The organism is Alteromonas aquimaris (assembly GCF_026183695.1).
GTDB classification, from domain to species: Bacteria; Pseudomonadota; Gammaproteobacteria; order Enterobacterales; family Alteromonadaceae; genus Alteromonas; species Alteromonas aquimaris.
Window position 1 is genome coordinate 33,009 of the sequence record NZ_JAPFRD010000009.1, and the last position, 19,015, is coordinate 52,023.

The 19,015-nt window shown below is 43.6% G+C and carries 19 protein-coding genes; 11 read left to right on the plus strand and 8 right to left on the minus strand.

Annotated features, from left to right (window positions below):
• Positions 1 to 302: 302 nt before the first annotated feature.
• The 4 genes from ubiG (at position 303) to yfaE (ending at position 5,282) form a co-directional block, all read left to right on the plus strand.
• Positions 303 to 1,001 carry a bifunctional 2-polyprenyl-6-hydroxyphenol methylase/3-demethylubiquinol 3-O-methyltransferase UbiG gene (gene ubiG, locus OPS25_RS06345; RefSeq protein ID WP_265616805.1) on the plus strand — a complete coding sequence of 233 codons (699 nt, stop codon included), beginning with the start codon at positions 303 to 305 and terminating at the stop codon, positions 999 to 1,001.
• A 485-nt stretch (positions 1,002 to 1,486) separates the two neighbouring features.
• Positions 1,487 to 3,802: a class 1a ribonucleoside-diphosphate reductase subunit alpha gene (gene nrdA / locus OPS25_RS06350; RefSeq protein WP_265616806.1), complete on the plus strand. Its 2,316-nt coding sequence runs from the start codon at positions 1,487 to 1,489 to the stop codon at positions 3,800 to 3,802.
• 56 nt (positions 3,803 to 3,858) lie between these two features.
• Positions 3,859 to 4,989, plus strand: a complete 1,131-nt coding sequence (gene nrdB, locus OPS25_RS06355) for a class Ia ribonucleoside-diphosphate reductase subunit beta (RefSeq protein WP_265616807.1) — start codon at positions 3,859 to 3,861, stop codon at positions 4,987 to 4,989.
• A gap of 17 nt (positions 4,990 to 5,006) precedes the next feature.
• Complete coding sequence (gene yfaE / locus OPS25_RS06360) at positions 5,007 to 5,282, plus strand: class I ribonucleotide reductase maintenance protein YfaE (protein WP_265616808.1); 276 nt, start codon at positions 5,007 to 5,009, stop codon at positions 5,280 to 5,282.
• Here yfaE and OPS25_RS06365 read toward each other — a convergent pair.
• The 4 genes from OPS25_RS06365 to dapA form a co-directional block, all read right to left on the minus strand.
• On the minus strand, positions 5,279 to 6,208 hold the full coding sequence (locus tag OPS25_RS06365; RefSeq protein WP_265616809.1) for a diguanylate cyclase: 930 nt from the start codon (positions 6,206 to 6,208) through the stop codon (positions 5,279 to 5,281). The two genes, yfaE and OPS25_RS06365, sit on opposite strands and share 4 nt — an antisense overlap.
• 173 nt (positions 6,209 to 6,381) lie before the next feature.
• Complete coding sequence (gene purC, locus OPS25_RS06370; RefSeq protein ID WP_265616810.1) at positions 6,382 to 7,095, minus strand: phosphoribosylaminoimidazolesuccinocarboxamide synthase; 714 nt, start codon at positions 7,093 to 7,095, stop codon at positions 6,382 to 6,384.
• A gap of 13 nt (positions 7,096 to 7,108) precedes the next feature.
• The gene (gene bamC / locus OPS25_RS06375) at positions 7,109 to 8,206 is read right to left on the minus strand and encodes an outer membrane protein assembly factor BamC (RefSeq protein ID WP_265616811.1); all 1,098 of its coding nucleotides are present in this window, start codon (positions 8,204 to 8,206) and stop codon (positions 7,109 to 7,111) included.
• Positions 8,207 to 9,103 carry a 4-hydroxy-tetrahydrodipicolinate synthase gene (dapA, locus tag OPS25_RS06380; RefSeq protein WP_265616812.1) on the minus strand — a complete coding sequence of 299 codons (897 nt, stop codon included), beginning with the start codon at positions 9,101 to 9,103 and terminating at the stop codon, positions 8,207 to 8,209.
• Between the two features lie 174 nt (positions 9,104 to 9,277).
• On the opposite strand from dapA, the gene OPS25_RS06385 reads away from it, so the two are divergent.
• Positions 9,278 to 9,838: a glycine cleavage system protein R gene (locus OPS25_RS06385; RefSeq protein ID WP_265616813.1), complete on the plus strand. Its 561-nt coding sequence runs from the start codon at positions 9,278 to 9,280 to the stop codon at positions 9,836 to 9,838.
• Entirely contained in the window at positions 9,816 to 10,277 is a 462-nt protein-coding gene (gene bcp, locus OPS25_RS06390; protein WP_265616814.1) for a thioredoxin-dependent thiol peroxidase, read from the plus strand. Before OPS25_RS06385 ends, bcp begins: the two co-directional genes overlap by 23 nt.
• 55 nt (positions 10,278 to 10,332) lie before the next feature.
• On the opposite strand, the gene OPS25_RS06395 is transcribed toward bcp, so the two are convergent.
• Positions 10,333 to 11,406 carry an AI-2E family transporter gene (locus OPS25_RS06395; protein WP_265616815.1) on the minus strand — a complete coding sequence of 358 codons (1,074 nt, stop codon included), beginning with the start codon at positions 11,404 to 11,406 and terminating at the stop codon, positions 10,333 to 10,335.
• A gap of 323 nt (positions 11,407 to 11,729) precedes the next feature.
• Here OPS25_RS06395 and bepA point away from each other — a divergent pair, with 323 nt between their 5' ends.
• Positions 11,730 to 13,193, plus strand: coding sequence for a beta-barrel assembly-enhancing protease (gene bepA, locus OPS25_RS06400; protein ID WP_265616816.1), 1,464 nt, complete (start codon positions 11,730 to 11,732; stop codon positions 13,191 to 13,193).
• Here bepA and OPS25_RS06405 read toward each other — a convergent pair.
• Positions 13,179 to 13,694, minus strand: coding sequence for a TlpA family protein disulfide reductase (locus OPS25_RS06405; protein WP_265616817.1), 516 nt, complete (start codon positions 13,692 to 13,694; stop codon positions 13,179 to 13,181). The two genes, bepA and OPS25_RS06405, sit on opposite strands and share 15 nt — an antisense overlap.
• A 78-nt stretch (positions 13,695 to 13,772) precedes the next feature.
• Between OPS25_RS06405 and arsC the strand changes: the two genes are divergently transcribed.
• From arsC to OPS25_RS06425, 4 genes are read left to right on the plus strand one after another with little or no spacing between them, the layout of a single operon-like run.
• Positions 13,773 to 14,126 (plus strand): arsenate reductase (glutaredoxin), encoded by a 354-nt coding sequence (gene arsC / locus OPS25_RS06410; RefSeq protein WP_265616818.1) that lies wholly within the window; start codon positions 13,773 to 13,775, stop codon positions 14,124 to 14,126.
• Positions 14,126 to 14,701 (plus strand): NAD(P)H:quinone oxidoreductase, encoded by a 576-nt coding sequence (wrbA, locus tag OPS25_RS06415; protein ID WP_265616819.1) that lies wholly within the window; start codon positions 14,126 to 14,128, stop codon positions 14,699 to 14,701. The genes arsC and wrbA overlap by 1 nt, the downstream gene beginning before the upstream one ends.
• Positions 14,702 to 14,719: 18 nt before the next feature.
• On the plus strand, positions 14,720 to 15,139 hold the full coding sequence (locus OPS25_RS06420; protein ID WP_265616820.1) for a DUF2069 domain-containing protein: 420 nt from the start codon (positions 14,720 to 14,722) through the stop codon (positions 15,137 to 15,139).
• 2 nt (positions 15,140 to 15,141) lie between these two features.
• The gene (locus OPS25_RS06425; protein ID WP_265616821.1) at positions 15,142 to 17,052 is read left to right on the plus strand and encodes a hypothetical protein; all 1,911 of its coding nucleotides are present in this window, start codon (positions 15,142 to 15,144) and stop codon (positions 17,050 to 17,052) included.
• A 37-nt stretch (positions 17,053 to 17,089) separates the two neighbouring features.
• Here the strand turns inward: OPS25_RS06425 and hda are convergent, their stop codons facing one another.
• On the minus strand, positions 17,090 to 17,854 hold the full coding sequence (gene hda, locus OPS25_RS06430; protein ID WP_265616822.1) for a DnaA regulatory inactivator Hda: 765 nt from the start codon (positions 17,852 to 17,854) through the stop codon (positions 17,090 to 17,092).
• Positions 17,847 to 18,902: a DUF2066 domain-containing protein gene (locus OPS25_RS06435; protein WP_265616823.1), complete on the minus strand. Its 1,056-nt coding sequence runs from the start codon at positions 18,900 to 18,902 to the stop codon at positions 17,847 to 17,849. Before OPS25_RS06435 ends, hda begins: the two co-directional genes overlap by 8 nt.
• Between the last annotated feature and the right edge of the window lie 113 nt (positions 18,903 to 19,015).

Below are 19,015 nucleotides of genomic sequence, written 5' to 3' on the forward strand. Positions count from 1 at the left end.
CTGCGTTATCCCTTTTTTCTAAACACATGCGGCGCTGTACAATTCGTTTGTAGAAAACGATAAAGGTGGGAGCGCACACTATTATTATTGGGTTGTAAAACAATCGATGAGTGTACCACTGCCAAATGAAATTATGTAGCAGTTAATCTATTACATGCGTTAATTTCATCGATTTTGGGCTTCCATTGGCTCAAGTTGATTACTAAATCATCGATTGCAGCCAATATTAAATAAAGCGGCTCGTATTTTCTATAAATTGCGGTAAGGTTTAGTGATCAATTCCATTACAGGCGGATTAAAAAATGGTGAATGTAGACAGTCAGGAAATTAATAAGTTTGCTGAACTTGCTTCGCGATGGTGGGACCCGGAAGGAGAATTTAAACCATTACATGCAATCAACCCCCTGCGGTTAGAGTTTATCGAAACCCACGCTAAAGGCCTGCATGGCAAAAAAGTGGTAGACATTGGATGTGGGGGGGGCATTCTTGCTGAATCAATGGCGAAATGCGGCGCTTCAGTTACCGGTATAGATATGGCGGAAGCGTCATTGGAGGTAGCCCGATTACACGGTCTGGAAAGTCAGGTTAGCGTGAATTATTTATGTATCACAGCTGAAGATTTTGCTGCCCAACATGAAAATGGTTACGACGTTGTAACCTGTATGGAGATGCTTGAGCATGTCCCAGACCCCGCTTCAGTAGTTGAAGCCTGCGCTAAACTTGTTAAACCCGGCGGCCACGTTTTTTTCTCTACATTAAATAGAAACATTAAATCCTATCTGATGGGCATTATCGGTGCAGAGTATATAATGAACTTAGTGCCCAAAGGAACGCACCAGTTCAGCCGTTTTATTAAACCATCTGAACTGATGGCAATGACAGATCAGGCCGGTTTGCTCAATAAAGACGTAACGGGATTACATATGAACCCGTTAACCCAAGCGTTTTATCTTTCTGAACGTAACATCGATGTGAACTACTTACTTCACACCCAAGCCTAGACCCCACCCATATATAGTGCGTACCCTTCAATTTTCGCACTATATATCGTGTTATTATAAAAAAACAGAGATAGCAAACAAATTAGTTTAATAAATTTTCAACTCGCAAAAAACGCTTGCATTTGATTAAAAGAAGAGACGTATAAAGCTGTTAGGTGAGTCACCACTAACCAAAGCCTGCTCAATGTCTGATTGCTGTTAAAACCACCAGATATTGGGTTGCAATACGGTTAAAACCTCACTATCTTGTGTCATGTTCAGAGCGTTAAAACGATAAAAAAAATTAGTCCTAAAACGTTCACAGTTGCCAAGGAAAGCAATGGACACCAACACTTATAATGGCCTCTTTAGAAGTAACGTGTCGTTAAAAGTGTTAATCAACAAGATTGAAGAATAATAATGTGGCTTCCGAAACTATTCCCAGTTTTTACAACTGTTTTGCGAAGACCAACGCTACATGCGCTAACTAAACTACGGCCAGCACAATGAATAATAATTTGTATGTCACCAAACGTAATGGTGAGAAAGAACCCATCGATCTAGATAAAATTCATAAAGTTATTACCTGGGCAGCAGACGGATTAAATAATGTCTCCGTTTCACAGGTAGAAATTCGTGCTCACATCCAGTTTTATGACGGTATTACTACCAGTGAAATTCATGAAACTCTCATCAAGTCAGCGGCAGATCTTATCTCTACCGATGCACCCGACTATCAGTATTTAGCAGCTCGATTGGCGATTTTCCACTTACGTAAAAAGGCCTACGGTCAGTTTGAGCCTCCTTCGTTACTTGATCATGTGAAAAAAATGATCGCTGGGGGCAAATATGACTCTCACATTTTAGAGGATTACTCTGAAGCTGAAATTGCCGAAATGGGTAGCTTCGTTGACCATTGGCGCGATATGACGTTCAGCTATGCTGCGGTCAAACAGCTTGAAGGAAAGTATTTAGTTCAAAACCGTGTTACCGGTGAAATTTATGAAAGCGCGCAGTTTTTATATGTGTTGGTGGCTGCCTGCTTATTTGCAAATTATCCTAAAGCTGAACGCCTCAATTATATACGTCGTTTTTATGACGCAACCTCCACTTTCAAGATTTCATTACCCACGCCGATTATGGCGGGTGTGCGTACGCCCACAAGACAATTTAGCTCATGCGTGCTTATCGAAACTGGAGATAGTCTGGACTCAATCAATGCCACAGCTAGTGCGATTGTTAAGTACGTAAGCCAACGTGCTGGAATCGGGGTGAATGCAGGTAGGATCCGCGCTCTGGGCAGCCCGATTCGCGGTGGTGAGGCCTTCCATACAGGTTGTATTCCTTTTTATAAATATTTTCAAACCGCGGTAAAAAGCTGTTCCCAAGGCGGCGTGCGCGGTGGTGCCGCCACCCTGTTTTATCCATTGTGGCATATGGAAGTAGAATCGCTCCTGGTACTTAAGAATAACCGTGGGGTTGAAGAAAACCGGGTTCGTCATCTCGACTACGGCGTGCAATTTAATAAGTTAATGTATCAGCGCATGATGAAAGATGATTTCATCACTTTGTTTAGTCCTTCAGATGTACCAGGGTTATACGATGCGTTTTTTGCTGATCAAGCTAAATTTGAACAGCTATACGTACAATACGAAAACGATGACAATATTCGCAAGAAACGTATTAAAGCGATGGAGTTGTTTAGTTTGTTTATGCAGGAACGTGCCAGCACTGGCCGAATTTATCTGCAAAACGTCGATCATTGCAATACGCACAGTCCGTTTAATCCAGAGCTTGCACCGGTACGTCAAAGCAACTTATGTCTTGAAATAGCATTACCGACCAAGCCGCTTGAGCATGTGAATGACGAAAATGGTGAAATTGCCCTGTGTACCCTTTCAGCTTTCAATTTAGGCGCGATAAAGTCCCTGGATGAATTCGAAGAGTTAGCCGATTTAGCCGTACGTGCACTAGATAACTTGCTTGATTATCAAGACTATCCGGTTCCAGCAGCCTACAACGCAACGATGAACCGCAGAACGTTGGGAATAGGCGTTATCAACTTCGCTTATTATCTGGCTAAAAACGGGGTTAAGTATTCTGATTTCAGCGCAAATGGTCTTATCCATCGCACTTTCGAGGCAATGCAATATTACTTGCTTAAAGCATCAAATAATCTTGCGAAGGAAAAAGGTGCCTGCCCTAAATTTAATGAGACAACCTATTCTCAGGGAATATTACCAATAGACAGCTATAAAAAAGAGCTAGACCAGGTTTGCAACGAACCTCTTCACTATGACTGGGAAAGTTTGCGTGAAGAAATTAAAACTCATGGTCTTCGCAACTCTACTTTATCCGCACTGATGCCATCTGAAACTTCGTCTCAGATATCGAATGCCACAAATGGAATTGAACCCCCGCGCGGGCACATTAGTGTTAAAGCAAGTAAAGACGGCATACTTAAACAAGTCGTGCCGGAATATGAAGAGCTTAAAGACAAGTATGAACTGTTATGGGATATCCCGTCTAACGATGGTTACCTACAGCTTGTCGGCGTGATGCAAAAATTTATCGATCAAACTATTTCTGCTAACACGAATTACGACCCAGGCAAATACGAGGGCGGAAAAGTGCCTATGAAAGTTTTGCTGAAAGACTTGCTAACTACATATAAGTTGGGTGTGAAAACACTTTACTATCATAATACCCGAGACGGTGCGGCGGACCAGAGCACACAAGAAGTGAAAACAGCTGAGCACGTGCCCCAAGAAGCGGTAATGGTAGAAGATGATGATTGTGCAGGTGGTGCGTGTAAAATATAGCACGCCTCGCACCATCTAGTGTTGTTACGTTAACTAAAGATTTCTATTGAGCAATTATGAAATACACAACGTTTAACCAGAAAAGTGTCAACCCACTCGCGGAACCCATGTTTTTCGGCAATCCCGTAAATGTGGCACGTTATGATCAGCAAAAACATGACATCTTCGAGAAATTAATTGAAAAGCAGATAAGTTTTTTTTGGCGTCCGGAAGAAGTGGATGTATCCAGAGACAGAGTTGACTTTCAAAAACTCACCGAACCAGAAAAGCATATTTTTATTTCAAACCTGAAATACCAGACATTGCTAGATTCGGTGCAAGGTCGAAGCCCGAATATTGCTATGCTTCCCATTGTATCCTTGCCAGAATTAGAAACATGGATTGAAACCTGGTCCTTTTTTGAAACGATCCACTCGCGCTCGTACACCCATATTCTTCGCAACTTGTTTTCAGATCCTAGCGCTGTATTTGATGACATTGTGGCCAATGAAGAAATAAAACGTCGCGCTACCGATATTTCTCGCTATTATGACGACTTGATATTCGCCACCCAACTTTGGCAGACCCAAGGTGAAGGTGTTCACACGGTGAATGGTGAAACGCATGAAATCACCATGCGCGAATTAAAGAAAAAATTATATCTTTGCATGAATTCCGTTAATGCTTTGGAAGCAATTCGTTTTTATGTTTCCTTTGCGTGTACTTTCGCTTTTGCTGAACGTAAATTGATGGAAGGTAACTCGAAGATTATTCGTCTTATTGCTCGCGATGAAAACCTGCATCTGACGTCCACGCAACATATTCTAAACATCTGGGCCAAAGGTAAAGATGATCCGGAAATGGCTGAAATTGCTCAGGAGTGTAAAGAAGAAGCTACCGCTATCTTTCTCACCGCGGTAGAGCAAGAGAAGGAATGGGCAGAATACTTGTTCCAGCATGGATCAATGATTGGATTGAACAAGGACATACTCTGCCAGTACGTTGAGTATATAGCGGTTCAACGGATGGGCGCTATTGGTCTTGAAGCTCCGTATTCAGTTAAAAGTAATCCCCTGCCCTGGATGAATAATTATTTGAATTCGGATAACGTACAAGTGGCCCCGCAAGAGTCCGAAATCAGCTCCTATCTGGTTGGGCAAATTGATTCATCTGTTAGCGGAGATGACTTTGCGGACATGGAACTATAGGTTAGACAGTTCCATTCATGTCCACCCCACCAGGTGAAGTATTCCACATCGATGTAATAGATGTGGGATGCGCAAGGTCTTCGCCTGACAAGACCTTATTGGAATCGCTAGAAAGCGCCAGCATTGATATTCACTTTCATTGTCGTGAAGGATTCTGTGGTGCGTGTCGAACTCAATTACTTGAGGGAGAGGTCGATTATACTACCGACCCGCTCGCCTATATTGATGATGATGAAATATTACCTTGTTGTTGTGTCGCTAAAAGCAATATAAAAATAAAAGTACCGCTTTAAAGTGTCTTGAAACAGGTTTGATTTCTTCCAGATTGCTTCGCTTCGTATAATAACTTGTCGGCTTCTTCTATCATGGGCGTAATAGCATAAGGAGCACTCGCGGAGACACAACCTATACTTAACGTAACCCTACCCGCTTCCGTGTCTTTGTTCTCTAATTTGCGTTTGGCAAGGGATTGGTGAATATTCATAGCCACCAACTTAGCGCCTTTTTGATCCGTAGCGGGAAGCATAAGAATAAACTCTTCGCCCCCATAACGCGCGACAAAATCAGTGCTACGCGTTGCCGTTTTCGATAATATCTGTGCGACCTCTCGTAAACACTCGTCACCCTGTTGGTGACCATAATTGTCGTTGTAGCGTTTAAAATAATCGATGTCCAACATCATCAAAGTGAAAACCTGATAATCCCGTGTCGCCTGGGTATTATGTTTGGTGAGGTAGTTTTCGAGGTACCGACGGTTGTAAACGTTTGTCAGCCCGTCAAGCATCGCTAGCGTGCTTAGTTTGTCTGTTACCAGCTTAAGTTTGATGTGGGTTTGCAACCGGTATTTGAGTGTGGCGAAAACAATAGGTTTGGGGACAAAATCCACACACCCCGCCTCCCAGCACTTGAGCTGGGTTTCCTGATCATCGTGGCCAGTTAAAAATACAATAGGCAAATCTTCTAATTGTTCAGTTGCTTTAATTTGGCGACAAAGCTCAACCCCATTTAATCCTGGCATTTCCATATCCAGCATAATCAAGTCTGGCATAGCTTCTTTAATTTTCCGTAGCGCTTCCGTAGGTTCGCTGCAGCCAATCACATGATAATCGTTCTGTAAATTATGTATCAGCATTTCAAGCGTTATGATGTCATCATCGACAATAAACACTTTCGCCCCTGTTTTTGGTGTGCTTAACACATGTTTAAGAAATGATGTCATTAAACCTCTCAAAACCAATGAACAAGCAAATTTCTACGTAACTATCTAACATAGAAAGCATAATCATCTAATCTATAGATGAAGATCAATATACCCAGTAAAGCAAATTTAACTGACTTTGGGAAGATGCAAAGCAAAACACCCGCTTAATGCGGGTGTTTTCAAATCGTGTTTTACAGTTCAACCCCGAGTCGATTTGCCACTTCGATATAGGTTTCAACAACGCTTCCTAATCCTTGCCTGAATCTGTCTTTATCCATTTTATTTTTCGTTTCAGCATCCCATAAGCGACAACCATCCGGCGTAAACTCGTCGCCTAACACTATGTTACCTTCTCTATCCACACCAAACTCTAGTTTATAGTCTACCAGTATCATACCCGCATCAGCGAAAAGGGTTTTCAACACCGAATTAACTTCAAAAGTTAACTCTTTCATCTTCGCTATTTGCGTCTCTGTTGCCCAACCAAACGAAATAATGTGGTAATCGTTAACCATGGGATCGTGCAATGCATCATTTTTTAAGAAGAATTCGAAAACCGGTGGGTTAAGCTCCCCCCCTTCTTCCACACCTAATCGTTTGACTAACGAGCCGGCAGCAACATTTCTTACCACGCACTCCACCGGGATCATATCCAGCTTTTTAACTAACGATTCGGTATCCGAAAGCAACTCTTCAACTTGCGTTTTGATGCCCGCTTGTTCAAGCTTCGACATAATAAAGTGATTGAATTTGTTATTCACTTCACCCTTACGCTCTAACTGTTCAATTTTTTGCCCATCAAATGCTGAAGTGTCATTCCTAAAATGCAAAATTAATTTATCTTCTGCATCAGTTAAATAAACAGTTTTTGCTTTACCACGATAAAGTTCGTCGCGCTTTTCCATTATACGTCTCAAATTAAATGTCTAAATTTTCTTCTGACATTACCTTTTTAAAAGGTTCAAAAATGTCAGCAATCATATTTGCTTCAAAAGGTTTACTTTCATCGTCCATGAAGGTGACTGAAGTTTTTTCACCAGCCTTTTTTACTACTAAGCGATAATCGTCTTCTTCCAGCAAGTCATCATCACTGCTAAACCAGTCAGAAAACCAGCTGGAATCATCCCCTACATAAGAAACGAACAACAAGCCAGTCGATTTATCAAGGTCTTTGACGTTGAAGCCTAATTTACGCAAAACTAGAAGCAATCTTGGCCAGGTAATATCATATTTTTCATCCACCACGAAGGCAGGATTACCGTCTGCGTCAAAACCCATCGACATTTGTAATCCTTGACGGATTTTGGTTAATTTGCGGCTGTCTTCAAGTTGTACCTGATATTCATAATGGTTAATTACCTGGTTTAGAATATCAACTTCTTCACGGCGTTGCTGTGCATCGTCCAACGATGCCACCACATCGCCTTTGGTGGTGGCCATGTAATCTTTTAATTCAACATGGAGTGCCGCCGTGCGTCCGTGGGATTTTTTGTCTAACGAGAATTCAAAACGCTTTCCTATTTGACTTTCAGTAGACGTCCACTTATACCATTTGCTATCCACTTCCTTGGTGATAACCATCCAGTCGGTCAGCAACTTCCCCGCTTCCGGGTCAAAAGAGTCAACGCCTATCCCCTGCTGTTCAAGAAAACTTAGTAATGAATTCCAGATCGCACGATCCAACGGTTGGCTATCATCAACCTGATCAAACCACACTGTGGCCGCAGTTTGCCCCTCCTGGACATGTGAACCTGTGACTAACGGCAGTACCAACGCAGGAGACTGCACCGATAACTTTTTACCAAGCAAATCAGGGTCAGCATTTTCTCCTAATGAAGGAAGCTCATAGTCTCTGGAAAACTCTGGGTTATCAACGTCATCAGGAACTTTTAGAGACGCACGTTCCTGAGCCTCTAGATAATCGTAACTGCCAGAAGCGGTGGTACGCTCCAGCTGGCTTGCACAACCCGTAAGTGTTACTACTGCGCCACTTACTAAAGCCAGAAATATTTTCATTTATTGTCCTTTATTACCTGCAATGAGTGCATGTTTATCAAGTAAGGCTTCGATTTGTTTTTTACTTTTTAGTTCCGGTAATACCAATGGCAGACGTAAATGAGCAGAATTAATTTTGCCCATCTTGTATAGCGCCCACTTTGGCATAACTGGATTAGACTCGACAAATAACGCATGATGGAATGCGTGGATCTGTTCATCCAACTCTCTACATTTAGTAAAGTTACCCGCTAGCGCCGCATTGCATATTTGAGCCATAATGGCAGGTAAAATATTGGCTGTTACCGAGATAACACCATGTCCACCCTGACAGAGAAATTCGCAACTTGTGGCATCATCGCCACTTAACAAAACAAAGTCTTCCGGTACCAGTGCTTGGGTAACTTTTAATCTGCTTATATCACCTGTCGCGTCTTTTAGACCGACAATATTCTTATGTTGCGCCAGCTCTGCAACTGTTTCAGACAACATATCGGCCACCGTTCTGCCTGGCACATTGTATAATAAAAGCGGGATATCTGTCGCGTCAGCTATTGCATTAAAATGGGCCACCATACCAGCCTGTTGAGGCTTATTATAATAAGGTACCACACTCAGGAAGCCATCAACCCCCAGATGTGCCATTTGTTCGCTCAAGTATATTGCTTCTGCAGTAGAGTTGGCACCGCTTCCTGCAAGGACGGGTAAGGCGCCATTTACCATCGCAACGGTCTGTTTGACGACTTCAATGTGTTCTTCAAAAGGTAAGGTCGCCGATTCTCCCGTCGTTCCTGCCGCTACAATTCCATGCGTGCCGCTGTCGATATGAAATTTAATTAAGTTTTCTAAAGCCGGATAGTCTACCCTGCCTTGATCATTCATTGGCGTAATAAGTGCGACATAGCTGCCTTTAAACATTAGAAACCTCATTGTTGAGAAGGCCACATGGTAATTATCTAAACTAGTAAAAACAAGCGATCTATCCCCCTCAAACGTAAAAAACAATCTTTTTTTTCACATTTCAGTTTGCATGTGGTCATAAGAAAAAACTCTGTGCTACCATTTGCTCCTCTCAAGACTGGAAAAGTTTTCATGAAGCAGCAATTGATAGTGACAATTCTCGGTACTGACAAAAGTGGAATATTGAGTCAGATTGCGTCAACTGTCTCTGAGGTACAATGTAATATTTTGGATAGCAGGCAAGCTATATATGGCAAGGAGTTTTCTCTTACCATGATACTGGAAGGGTCTCATACCGCCATCACCAAGGCTGAATGTACTTTGCCATCAGTTTGTCAGCGCCTTGATTTACTCTCTCTGATGAAGCGTACAAGCCATCATGAAAAACAAAATCTTGAGCATCTTTTTAATGTTGAGTTTAGTGGAGCTGATGCCGCGGGTTTAGTTCAGGCGGTGACCGGTTTTTTTGCTGAACGAAACGCATCAATTAGTGCATTCAGACAGCGAACGTTTCGCGATAGTGCCACTCAGCAAGAAACCATGCGCTGTAAATTTGTCGTCAATGCGCCCAATTCGGTAAACTTCAATGAATTGGAAGTGGCGTTGAATGCCCTCTTTGAAAAGTTGAATGTAACGGGCAAGGTTACAGATAAACAAAAAAAGGAAGAAAATGAAAACTCTACAAGCTGGTGATAAAGCACCATCATTCACTTTACCAGATCATAACGGCAATTTAGTCTCGTTAGACAACATTAAATCCAGCAAGGTCTTAGTTTACTTTTACCCAAAAGCAATGACCCCTGGCTGCACAGTCCAAGCCCAAAACCTTCGCGATAGTAAAACAGAACTAGAAGCTAAAAATGTAGTGATTTTAGGGATAAGCCCCGACCCGGTTAAACGCTTGCCGAAATTTATCGAAAAAGAAAACCTTAACTTCACTTTATTATCAGACGAAGATCATGCCGTCGCAGAAAAATTCGGCGTGTGGGGACAAAAGAAGTTTATGGGGAAAGAATATGATGGAATACATCGTATCAGTTTTTTAATCAACGAAAACGGCGAAATCGAGAAGGTGTTTGATAAATTCAAGACCAAAGAACATCATCAAGTGGTATTGGATTATTTAAGCTAAACAAAAGCCAAACGGCCCGTGCCCATGTTGTTAACACAACATGGGTCAAGATAGATTAAACCGCATTGGCTTTACTTGGACTGGGATTACTAGACCACGCCGTGATGACTGCCTTTACCAATGTCGCTAGGGGTATAGCAAAAAATACCCCCCAGAAGCCCCACAGTCCTCCAAAGAACAAGACCGCAATAATAATGTACAGAGGGTGCAAACTTACTGCTTCTGAAAATAAGATGGGCACGAGAACATTCCCATCTAAAGCCTGGATGATTCCATAGGCTGCCATTAGGTACCAGAATTCGGGGCTAATTCCCCACTGGAACATAGCAACTACTGCCACCGGAATGGTTACAACCGCAGCGCCTATATAAGGAATAAGTACCGAGAGCCCCACTAGTACACCTAACAACATCGCATAGCGCAGATCCATAAGCACAAACGTGATACACGAAACAGCCCCAACTATCACTATTTCAATCACTTTACCACGTATGTAATTGGCGATTTGCGCATTCATTTCGTGACCCACCTGGGTAATCAGCCGGCGCTCCTGCGGCAGCAAACGAGATATGCTCTGAAGAAAAAACGCCTTGTCTTTCAACATAAAGAACACCATTAACGGCACGAGTATCAGATACACCAACAGTGCCGCTAAGTTACCTATTGAACTAAATGACGCCGATAATAACTGTTCACCAAACTCAACAAGCTTGTCATTAAGCCCCTCCATCATATTGTGGATCTGGTATACCTGAACGTAATCTGGGTACTTTTGCGGAAGCGTTATTAGCCAGTCTTGGGCACGTTGCCAAATGAGGGGCGTTTCTTGGATTAAATTTACACTTTGTTTAGAGATTATGGGCATAAGACCGATGAGGATAAGTACCGTCACACCAATAAACAGGGAAAGTACGATAGCACAGGCAATGGCTCTTCCCACCCCAATCCGCATTAAACGATTTACCGGCCAATCCAGCAGATAAGCAATGCCCGCCGCGACCAGAACAGGCATGATAAGCCCTCCCCAGAATACGATCACCGCGGTGGACAAAAGGATTAAGATGAGTAACATCGCGGCGTCGGGATCGGAAAACTTTCGACGATACCAGCGACCAAAAACACTTAGCATAAATATTCCCGCTAAAACGACTTCGCTTTAAGGTTTGGCATAATAGGTAAATGACGTAGGGCTAGCAATAGAATTATTTCTATTCTTATCACAATCTCTTACAGCTTAAGATTGGAATTTACTTAATGTACGTTTAAAAATTAGGATAAGATGACTATTTAATACAATGTGTTGTGGTAAACGTATATTAATACGGTAATTAACTTGAAGGTGAGTGCTGCGTTGATCTGCCCTCCCTGCAGGACGAATTGTGAAACCATCTGACAATTAAAGACTCTAACGCACCATAAACGCAATTGCAGTGCTCAAATTTGGCAGGATCAATGAGATTATTCGCGCGAACTTTACGATTTTCTGGATTACTAACCCTCGGTCTGACGCTTGCCGCTGTGGCTCAGGATGGCACGTTTAATAATAAAAATACTCTTCCCGAAATTGGCGTGGTGGCATCCGATGCGCTCCCCCTCGATAAAGAATTGATTATTGGCGATGCGGTGATGCGCCAAATGCGAGCGCAATCCCCTGTTATCGCCGATCCGCTACTCGATGAATATTTACAGGATTTAGGGAACCGTTTAGTCGCCCAGGCGGAGAATGTGAAATTCCCATTCAAGTTTTTTTGGGTCAATAATAACGCGCTGAATGCGTTTGCTTTTTTTGGAGGCCATATTGGTGTACACACCGGCCTGATATTCAAATCAAAATCTGAAAGCGAGTTGGCGTCTGTACTAGCGCACGAAGTCGCTCACGTCACTCAGCGACATCTAGCCAGACGTATCCAGTCGCAGCAGCGCTCTACTCCCATTGCAATAGCTTCAATGCTCGGGGGTATCCTCGTTGCCATGGCAAATCCGCAAGCGGGGATGGCAGTAATGCAAACGGGCCAGGCCGCATCTGCTCAGATGCAGATTGATTATACGCGTTCTAACGAACAAGAGGCAGACCGCATCGGAATTGCCATGCTGTCACGGGCGAACTTTGATCCTGAAGGCGCAGCATCATTCTTCTCAACCCTGGCTGAAGAATATCGGTTGGTATCCAGACCCCCTGCACGCTTACTTTCACACCCTCTTACTGAAACACGTATAGCTGATGCCCGGGCACGAGCGAGCAGTTATCCCCAAACGCACGTGCCAGAAAGCCTGTCTTTTCATCTGGCCAGGGCACGTGTAATGGCACGCTACGTATTTGAAGCGGATTATGCGTTGGATTACTTTAAAGCGGCAGTGGAAAAAAATACGTTTAAGGTTAATCAGGCTGCTCAATACGGTTTGGCGCTCGCCTACCTGAGAGCCGAAAAATATGACAAAGCAGAAGAAACACTATCAGTTTTATTGCAACAACGTCCGGAAAATCTGTTTTATCTCGATTTAGCCACCGACATTTCTTTGGCAAAAGACCAGTTCGCAGAAGCCATTGAGCGATTAGCTCCGCATCTGGCGCGTACGCCCAGAAACCAGGTGTTAGCGTTAAATCAAGCTAACGCAATGATTGAAGCAGGACAATACCAAAACGCAATAGCGATACTAAAAGACTTCTTATTGGTAAATAATCAGCATCAATTACCTTATCAATTGTTAACTGAGGCGTACAAGCAATCCCGTCAATTAAAAGACATGCATCAAAGTAAAGCGGAGACGTTCGCGCTTTATGGTGCTTATTCGCGTGCAGTGGATGAACTTCAGCACGCTTATAACTTTGCCAAAGAAAATCATCTAGAAAAACAAAAAATTCGCGCAAGAATTAAACAGCTACGGGAAGAAGAAGAGCGCTTAAAGCGATTGTGATTTTAGCGCTTGAATTTTTTGATGAAGCCCCTTTTCAGTTTGTTCACCGAATAAGGTAGCGGCAACGTCCCCATTTGGGGCAATAATAAATGTTGCGGGTAGATAGCCTGGGGTCTGAGTGGGCAGTTTGTTATCGACCTCATTGGGAATAACCGGGAACTGAATCTTGAATTCTCGAATCAGCGCCTGAATCTCAGGGGTAGGCATCGGGTCATAGTTCACCCCAAATAATTTAACATCTTCATCAACAGAATCAGCGAAGCGATTTAATTCTGGTAATTCTCGTAGACAAGGTGCGCACCACTTAGCGAAATAGTTTAGTACCACCCATTTTCCTTCTAAATGCTGCCAACGATATTCTTTGCCATCAACGGTTTTAAAATCGGCATTTACCTGAGTGGCAGTAAACACTCCTAAAGCGAGACTTGCCACTCCAATCAAAAAAGCACAGGTAAAAAAGACCCTCTTCTGTCCTGAAGTACGGCTTAACGATTGCTTCATTGTTTTGGATTACCTCTTGATAAATGTTTACAAAATCGCAATAGTGTCGCCATTCATATCATCATAAAAAAGAACATTATGTCTACTGTTAAAATTCTACATAACCCCCGCTGTTCAAAAAGCCGCCAAACGCTTACCTTGTTAGAAGAGAGAGGGATTGATGCGGAAGTAGTCGAGTATTTGAAAAATCCCCTTGATAAAAAGGAATTACAACAGCTTTATAAGAAGTTAAATGTCGACGCAGTAATAAAAATGATGCGCACAAAAGAAGCAGAATTTGCGCAAGCAGACTTGAGCACCACCCATTCTTCTGAAGACGACCTTTTTAATGCTATGGTTACCTACCCTAAATTGATAGAACGGCCAATCGTAATTAAAGGAGATCAGGCGCGCATCGGCCGGCCTCCAGAATCTGTGTTGGAAATATTATAATGAATCCTATTTTAGTGCTGTATTACAGTCGCTACGGCAGCACAAAAAAGCTCGCGGAGGCGATCGTTCAAGGCATTGAAAGTGCAGATATGCCTGTATTGGTTAGAACCGTACCATCGTTAACGCAAGATGCTGAGCCGGTCGATCAAAGTGGCATGCCTCCTGAAGTCTCCATCAGAGATTTTGAGCGTTGCAGCGGCCTCGCTTTGGGTAGCCCTACTCGCTTTGGTAACATGGCTGCGCCCTTGAAACACTTTTTGGATAGCACCAGTCAAAGTTGGCTAAAAGGAGCAATGATCAATAAACCGTGCTGCGTATTTACCTCTACTAACAGTATGCATGGTGGGCAAGAATCAACCCTGCTCAGTATGATGCTACCGCTTCTGCATCATGGCATGGTATATTGCGGTGTACCTTACTCTGAACCAGCGCTTCACGAAACGAGAACGGGTGGTTCGCCCTACGGTGTGTCTCATGTGGCTTTTGATAATAACAGTGAATTATCAGAACATGAGCGAACGCTAAGTTACGCGCAAGGTAAACGACTGGCTGAATTAGCCAAAAAACTCTATTGATAATGTAGTGAATGCTGTATGAATCTTTCTACCTCGTTTTATCGTTATTTAGCATTAATTTCTTATGGTGGTTTACTTCTACTGGTAGCCAGCTGGCACTTTATAATAGTAGAAGAAACACCTTATTCCGCTTTATTTATTTTCCTCTTCTACATACTTCCATTATTACTTCCGTTTAAAGGACTTATACAGGGCAAACCCTACACTCACGCCTGGGCAAACTTTATCGTGATGTTTTATTTACTTCATGGTTTTACCATTAGCTATGCCGAACCAACACTACGTATTTATGGGATAATAGAAATCTTACTTAGTTCGTGTATGTTCATAGGTTGTAGTTTTTTTGCGCGAAAAAGGGGAAGAGAGTTAAACTTAGGAATAAAAAAACTTAAAGTAGAAATGCAGGAAGAGCGCGAACGGTTTAAAGGAGTACAGTAGTGATGCGTTGGTTATTATACATAAGTGTGGTATTAGTCGCCGGCTGTGGCGGTTCCGGGGGAAGTGATTCACCTGGCACCACGCCCCCTGCTAATAACCCTGTATTGATCATCTCTGGCCCAAGTGAAGTTGTGTCGGGGGACTCTGTTGATCTTGTGGTTACCGCAGACAACAATACCGCATTATCAGCGGTAAACTGGAAGGTAGATCAGGACAATCTTAAACTATTGACCGCCCATACCCAAGTGCTTGGTTTTGATGCACCTTCTGCGGGCGACTATGTTTTTACGGTCACTGCAAGAACAGCCTCCGGGAGTTCGATTAGCACAGAGTACGCTTTAACAGTCTTGGACGGCGATACCCCAGAGGCAGTATTGAGAGTGGGCCATCAAGCTGCAGAGGGTGGTAGAGTATCCTTACGCGTTGATAATACGTCCTCAAAAACGGTTGAATCTGTCAGCTGGCAACAAGTCAGCGGGCCCGCGGCGGTTGATGTGGTTTTTGATGACAACGATGAGCCCAAACATAATATATATTTCGATGCCCCTCGAGTTAATAACGATGTAGTTATTACTTACCGCGCTACCTTGCATTTTGATGATGGCTCAGAGGCATCAGATGAAACGCAGATACTGGTAAAAAATATGGAAATCATTGAGGACGCTTTTTTTACCCGAAGTGAAATGTTCGTCTCCAGTCATATGCAGGCCTATCGCAAAAACAGCCCTTATGCGGATGCGTTGGATGAGTGCGTTTACAATAATAGAATCACCTACCCGTGTGAGTTTGAAACACTTCCGTTAATAGGGCAACAAACTGAGTCACCTACTGTCGCCGACGTTCTCGATAGAACTTATGTTTCGCACCCTTGGATGGGAGATGCGTTAAAAGCATATTTAGAGAATGCTCCGGCAGGGGAAGACATGCTATCTTTGTTGCGCGGCGTGACCGCCGTAGTGATATCCTATGATATTCGGCCCTCTTTTTATTGGGTAGTCACGGGTGCCATCTATCTGGATGCAAGAAACTTTTGGCGCACCCCAGCACAACGAGATACTTTGAATACCGAGCCGGATTATCGCAGTAATTTCGGCAATGAGCTTGCTTATCGTACCACCTGGCGCTATGTAAAAGATGGCGAATATTATTACCCACAACCAGGCTTAGCGCCTGAATTACGGAATACGCGCACCCTGCTTGGTGTGCAGCAGGCGGTAGATTGGCTGTTATACCATGAGCTGGGTCATGCTAATGACTTCTTCAACTATGCCAGTTGGTCCCAAATTCCATTGTCCACCACCCCCCTTGATTGGTTCGAAGACAATGCACCCAAATCTGATGGGTTAGCGACAGCATTGCCGCTAACGTCGGTTGAGCTGCATGAGTTAGCACAGGTTAATTTTGGTGGGGAAAAAGCGACCCCACAACAAAAAGCCTATACTGCTGAGGATGTGGCAACCTTCTTTCAGGATGACGGCGCTTCTTCCTTCTATTCGTATTTCACCACCCGGGAAGATTATGCCACCCTTTTCGAACAGTTTATGATGCTATATCGCATACAAGCATCATCTGATGTGGGCGTATTCACCGCCGAAACGTTCGAAAATGAAGAGTATATTCTCACCTGGGGCCAACGAAATCGAATCAATCACGCCAACGTTCAGCAACGCGCAAAATACGTGGTGAATCGTATACTGCCAGATTTGGATGTCGATGCCATTCAAACCACGTTGCCCGAGCCGCAACTGCTACCTGTTGGTGAAGACTGGTATGACACGGTAGTGCTGAAGGGAGAAGCAGTAGAATCCCTAGAATCGATTTCTCTTCTACGTTTACAAAAAGTGATGGCAGCTGAGCGACCAGAAATTCTGCCCGCTCTTCCACTGCCCGTATTGGAAGGTCAGCCTAAATAATCTAGGTTACAAAGAAAGGGCTAATTCACTAGGTGGATTAGCCTTCACTTTCCATCACCTGCCTGACCAACGTTAATGTCAGGCGTCTTTTTTCCTGTAAAGACCTTTCATCAAGTACATCAAGTACTCTGAGTAGCGAAGGTAAATCTCTGTCACTTCTATTGAGCAGATAATCCAGCGCGGCTTCGGATAACTTCAAACCTCTTTGTTTAGCGCGAAGCCGAATAACCGTTTTGCGCTCTTCTTCAGTCAATGGCTGTACTTGGAATGTTATACCCCACCCCAATCGAGACCGAAGATCGGGTAACGCAAAATCAGGATGTGAAGGACCAAATTCTGAGGTGCATACAAGGGTGGTAAGGTGGCTTTCGCTAACCCGGTTAATTAAATCGAACAGGCCTACTTCCCACTCCCGGATGCCAGCTACAGCATGCATATTATCAAGACAGATAAGGCTTACCTGCTCAAGTCCTTCAAGCACTTGAGGGTGTAATTGCTTATAGTCATTAAGATTTAAATAAATATGTGAAGATTTGCGCTGAGCAAGTTCATGACAGAGTGAAAACAGCAAGTGACTCTTTCCCCTGCCCGGACCGCCCACGATGTTAATCAACGGTAAGTTTTGTCCGGAGAGCAAACTTAGCAGCTGTCTGCCATTTTCCCCTGATGCATTCGCCAACTTGCTCAATAGATCAACTAGTTGACGATTTTCGCCGGCCACAAAACTGGAGAAGGTCTCATCTACAGGTAAGCTTACAGGCAGTGGAAGCTGAACCGCCTGCGTTGAGTTTTTGCTATTCATCCCAATAAAAATTTAATCCTTCCAGGGGTTGTCCAAACGTGTCATTCACCGGCAAGAGCCGAGATTGCAGCGAGAGATTTTTAATCAAATCATCCACTGTGGCTACCAGTTCTACGTTGAACGTGGCAACCGAACCTTTTTGTTGGGACAACGCTGCTTTACGGACCACGCTCAAACTTTCCAGATAGCGCTGCGCATGCACATATTTTTGTAAGGAGTTAATATTGGCTATAGATATTTGCACCACATTGGCTGGGCCATCTCCGGCGTCAGCGGTAACTGAAAACTGCTGGCTCAGGTGATCAGCCAGAGCATCTATAATTGATGAGGCCAACTCTTCAACTGAGCCTCCATGCAATGAACCAAACTCTGACTCAGTGCGCCCTATAAAAACCCAGTCAGCCGCAAACTTCCCCTCTGCTACTGAATCTGTCGAGCCAGTGTTATCACCCGTGGTCGCATAAATACGCGCGCCGATCACATAATCGGCGCCATAGCGTCGTGAAGCCTGGCTTAATGAACTGGCAAATCTTCCCCACACATCATAAACCGAAATGGCATCATTATCGGCCAGATCCATCAGTGGCAAACTTAAGGGCACGCCGCGCTCAACCGCTTGTTGGCGAATACTGCGGGTTAGTGCTGAAAGCTGCGCTTCGTCAACAATGTAGCGTTGGCCTCGCTCATCCTCTATGGCTAACCATAGTAGGGATTCAGGGCGTCGATTTCCCCAAACGGGTAAACCTTCATTGTGCAGGCGCTGAAGTAATGCCTGATAATCAAACTCAGCCACAAACAACAACTGGTTTTGATGAGATTCATACTGATAGGACCGTAAAAAACGTTGCGGGTTAGATAACCACTGCTTAACCGAAGGTAACTTCAGAATATCCGTACGTCCGCTCATTTTTACCAGTGCCTGTTGTAGTGCTTGTTTTTCTGCTGACTGCTGAGTTTTGCGAGACTGATCAGGGACAGGAACTTTAGCAATATTGGCTTGAATGGTGACGCTTGCGTTAGCGTTGGAGAAGAAAACAAACGCCACCATGCAAGTCACTGCGATTACGAATGAGTACCGAATAAAAAAAGAAACCAAATGCGTGACAACCTTTACGTAAAACTGAATTCAAAAAAATGAGCCGTTATTGTGTGCTATTTGGA

What these genes read in the sequence shown, in the direction of transcription:
- ubiG (WP_265616805.1), top strand. Translation starts at nt 303, where the DNA reads ATGGTGAATGTAGACAGTCAGGAAATTAATAAGTTTGCTGAACTTGCT.
- nrdA (WP_265616806.1), top strand. Translation starts at nt 1,487, where the DNA reads ATGAATAATAATTTGTATGTCACCAAACGTAATGGTGAGAAAGAACCC.
- nrdB (WP_265616807.1), top strand. Translation starts at nt 3,859, where the DNA reads ATGAAATACACAACGTTTAACCAGAAAAGTGTCAACCCACTCGCGGAA.
- yfaE (WP_265616808.1), top strand. Translation starts at nt 5,007, where the DNA reads ATGTCCACCCCACCAGGTGAAGTATTCCACATCGATGTAATAGATGTG.
- OPS25_RS06365 (WP_265616809.1), bottom strand. Translation starts at nt 6,208, where the DNA reads ATGACATCATTTCTTAAACATGTGTTAAGCACACCAAAAACAGGGGCG.
- purC (WP_265616810.1), bottom strand. Translation starts at nt 7,095, where the DNA reads ATGGAAAAGCGCGACGAACTTTATCGTGGTAAAGCAAAAACTGTTTAT.
- bamC (WP_265616811.1), bottom strand. Translation starts at nt 8,206, where the DNA reads ATGAAAATATTTCTGGCTTTAGTAAGTGGCGCAGTAGTAACACTTACG.
- dapA (WP_265616812.1), bottom strand. Translation starts at nt 9,103, where the DNA reads ATGTTTAAAGGCAGCTATGTCGCACTTATTACGCCAATGAATGATCAA.
- OPS25_RS06385 (WP_265616813.1), top strand. Translation starts at nt 9,278, where the DNA reads ATGAAGCAGCAATTGATAGTGACAATTCTCGGTACTGACAAAAGTGGA.
- bcp (WP_265616814.1), top strand. Translation starts at nt 9,816, where the DNA reads ATGAAAACTCTACAAGCTGGTGATAAAGCACCATCATTCACTTTACCA.
- OPS25_RS06395 (WP_265616815.1), bottom strand. Translation starts at nt 11,406, where the DNA reads ATGCTAAGTGTTTTTGGTCGCTGGTATCGTCGAAAGTTTTCCGATCCC.
- bepA (WP_265616816.1), top strand. Translation starts at nt 11,730, where the DNA reads ATGAGATTATTCGCGCGAACTTTACGATTTTCTGGATTACTAACCCTC.
- OPS25_RS06405 (WP_265616817.1), bottom strand. Translation starts at nt 13,694, where the DNA reads ATGAAGCAATCGTTAAGCCGTACTTCAGGACAGAAGAGGGTCTTTTTT.
- arsC (WP_265616818.1), top strand. Translation starts at nt 13,773, where the DNA reads ATGTCTACTGTTAAAATTCTACATAACCCCCGCTGTTCAAAAAGCCGC.
- wrbA (WP_265616819.1), top strand. Translation starts at nt 14,126, where the DNA reads ATGAATCCTATTTTAGTGCTGTATTACAGTCGCTACGGCAGCACAAAA.
- OPS25_RS06420 (WP_265616820.1), top strand. Translation starts at nt 14,720, where the DNA reads ATGAATCTTTCTACCTCGTTTTATCGTTATTTAGCATTAATTTCTTAT.
- OPS25_RS06425 (WP_265616821.1), top strand. Translation starts at nt 15,142, where the DNA reads ATGCGTTGGTTATTATACATAAGTGTGGTATTAGTCGCCGGCTGTGGC.
- hda (WP_265616822.1), bottom strand. Translation starts at nt 17,854, where the DNA reads ATGAATAGCAAAAACTCAACGCAGGCGGTTCAGCTTCCACTGCCTGTA.
- OPS25_RS06435 (WP_265616823.1), bottom strand. Translation starts at nt 18,902, where the DNA reads ATGGTGGCGTTTGTTTTCTTCTCCAACGCTAACGCAAGCGTCACCATT.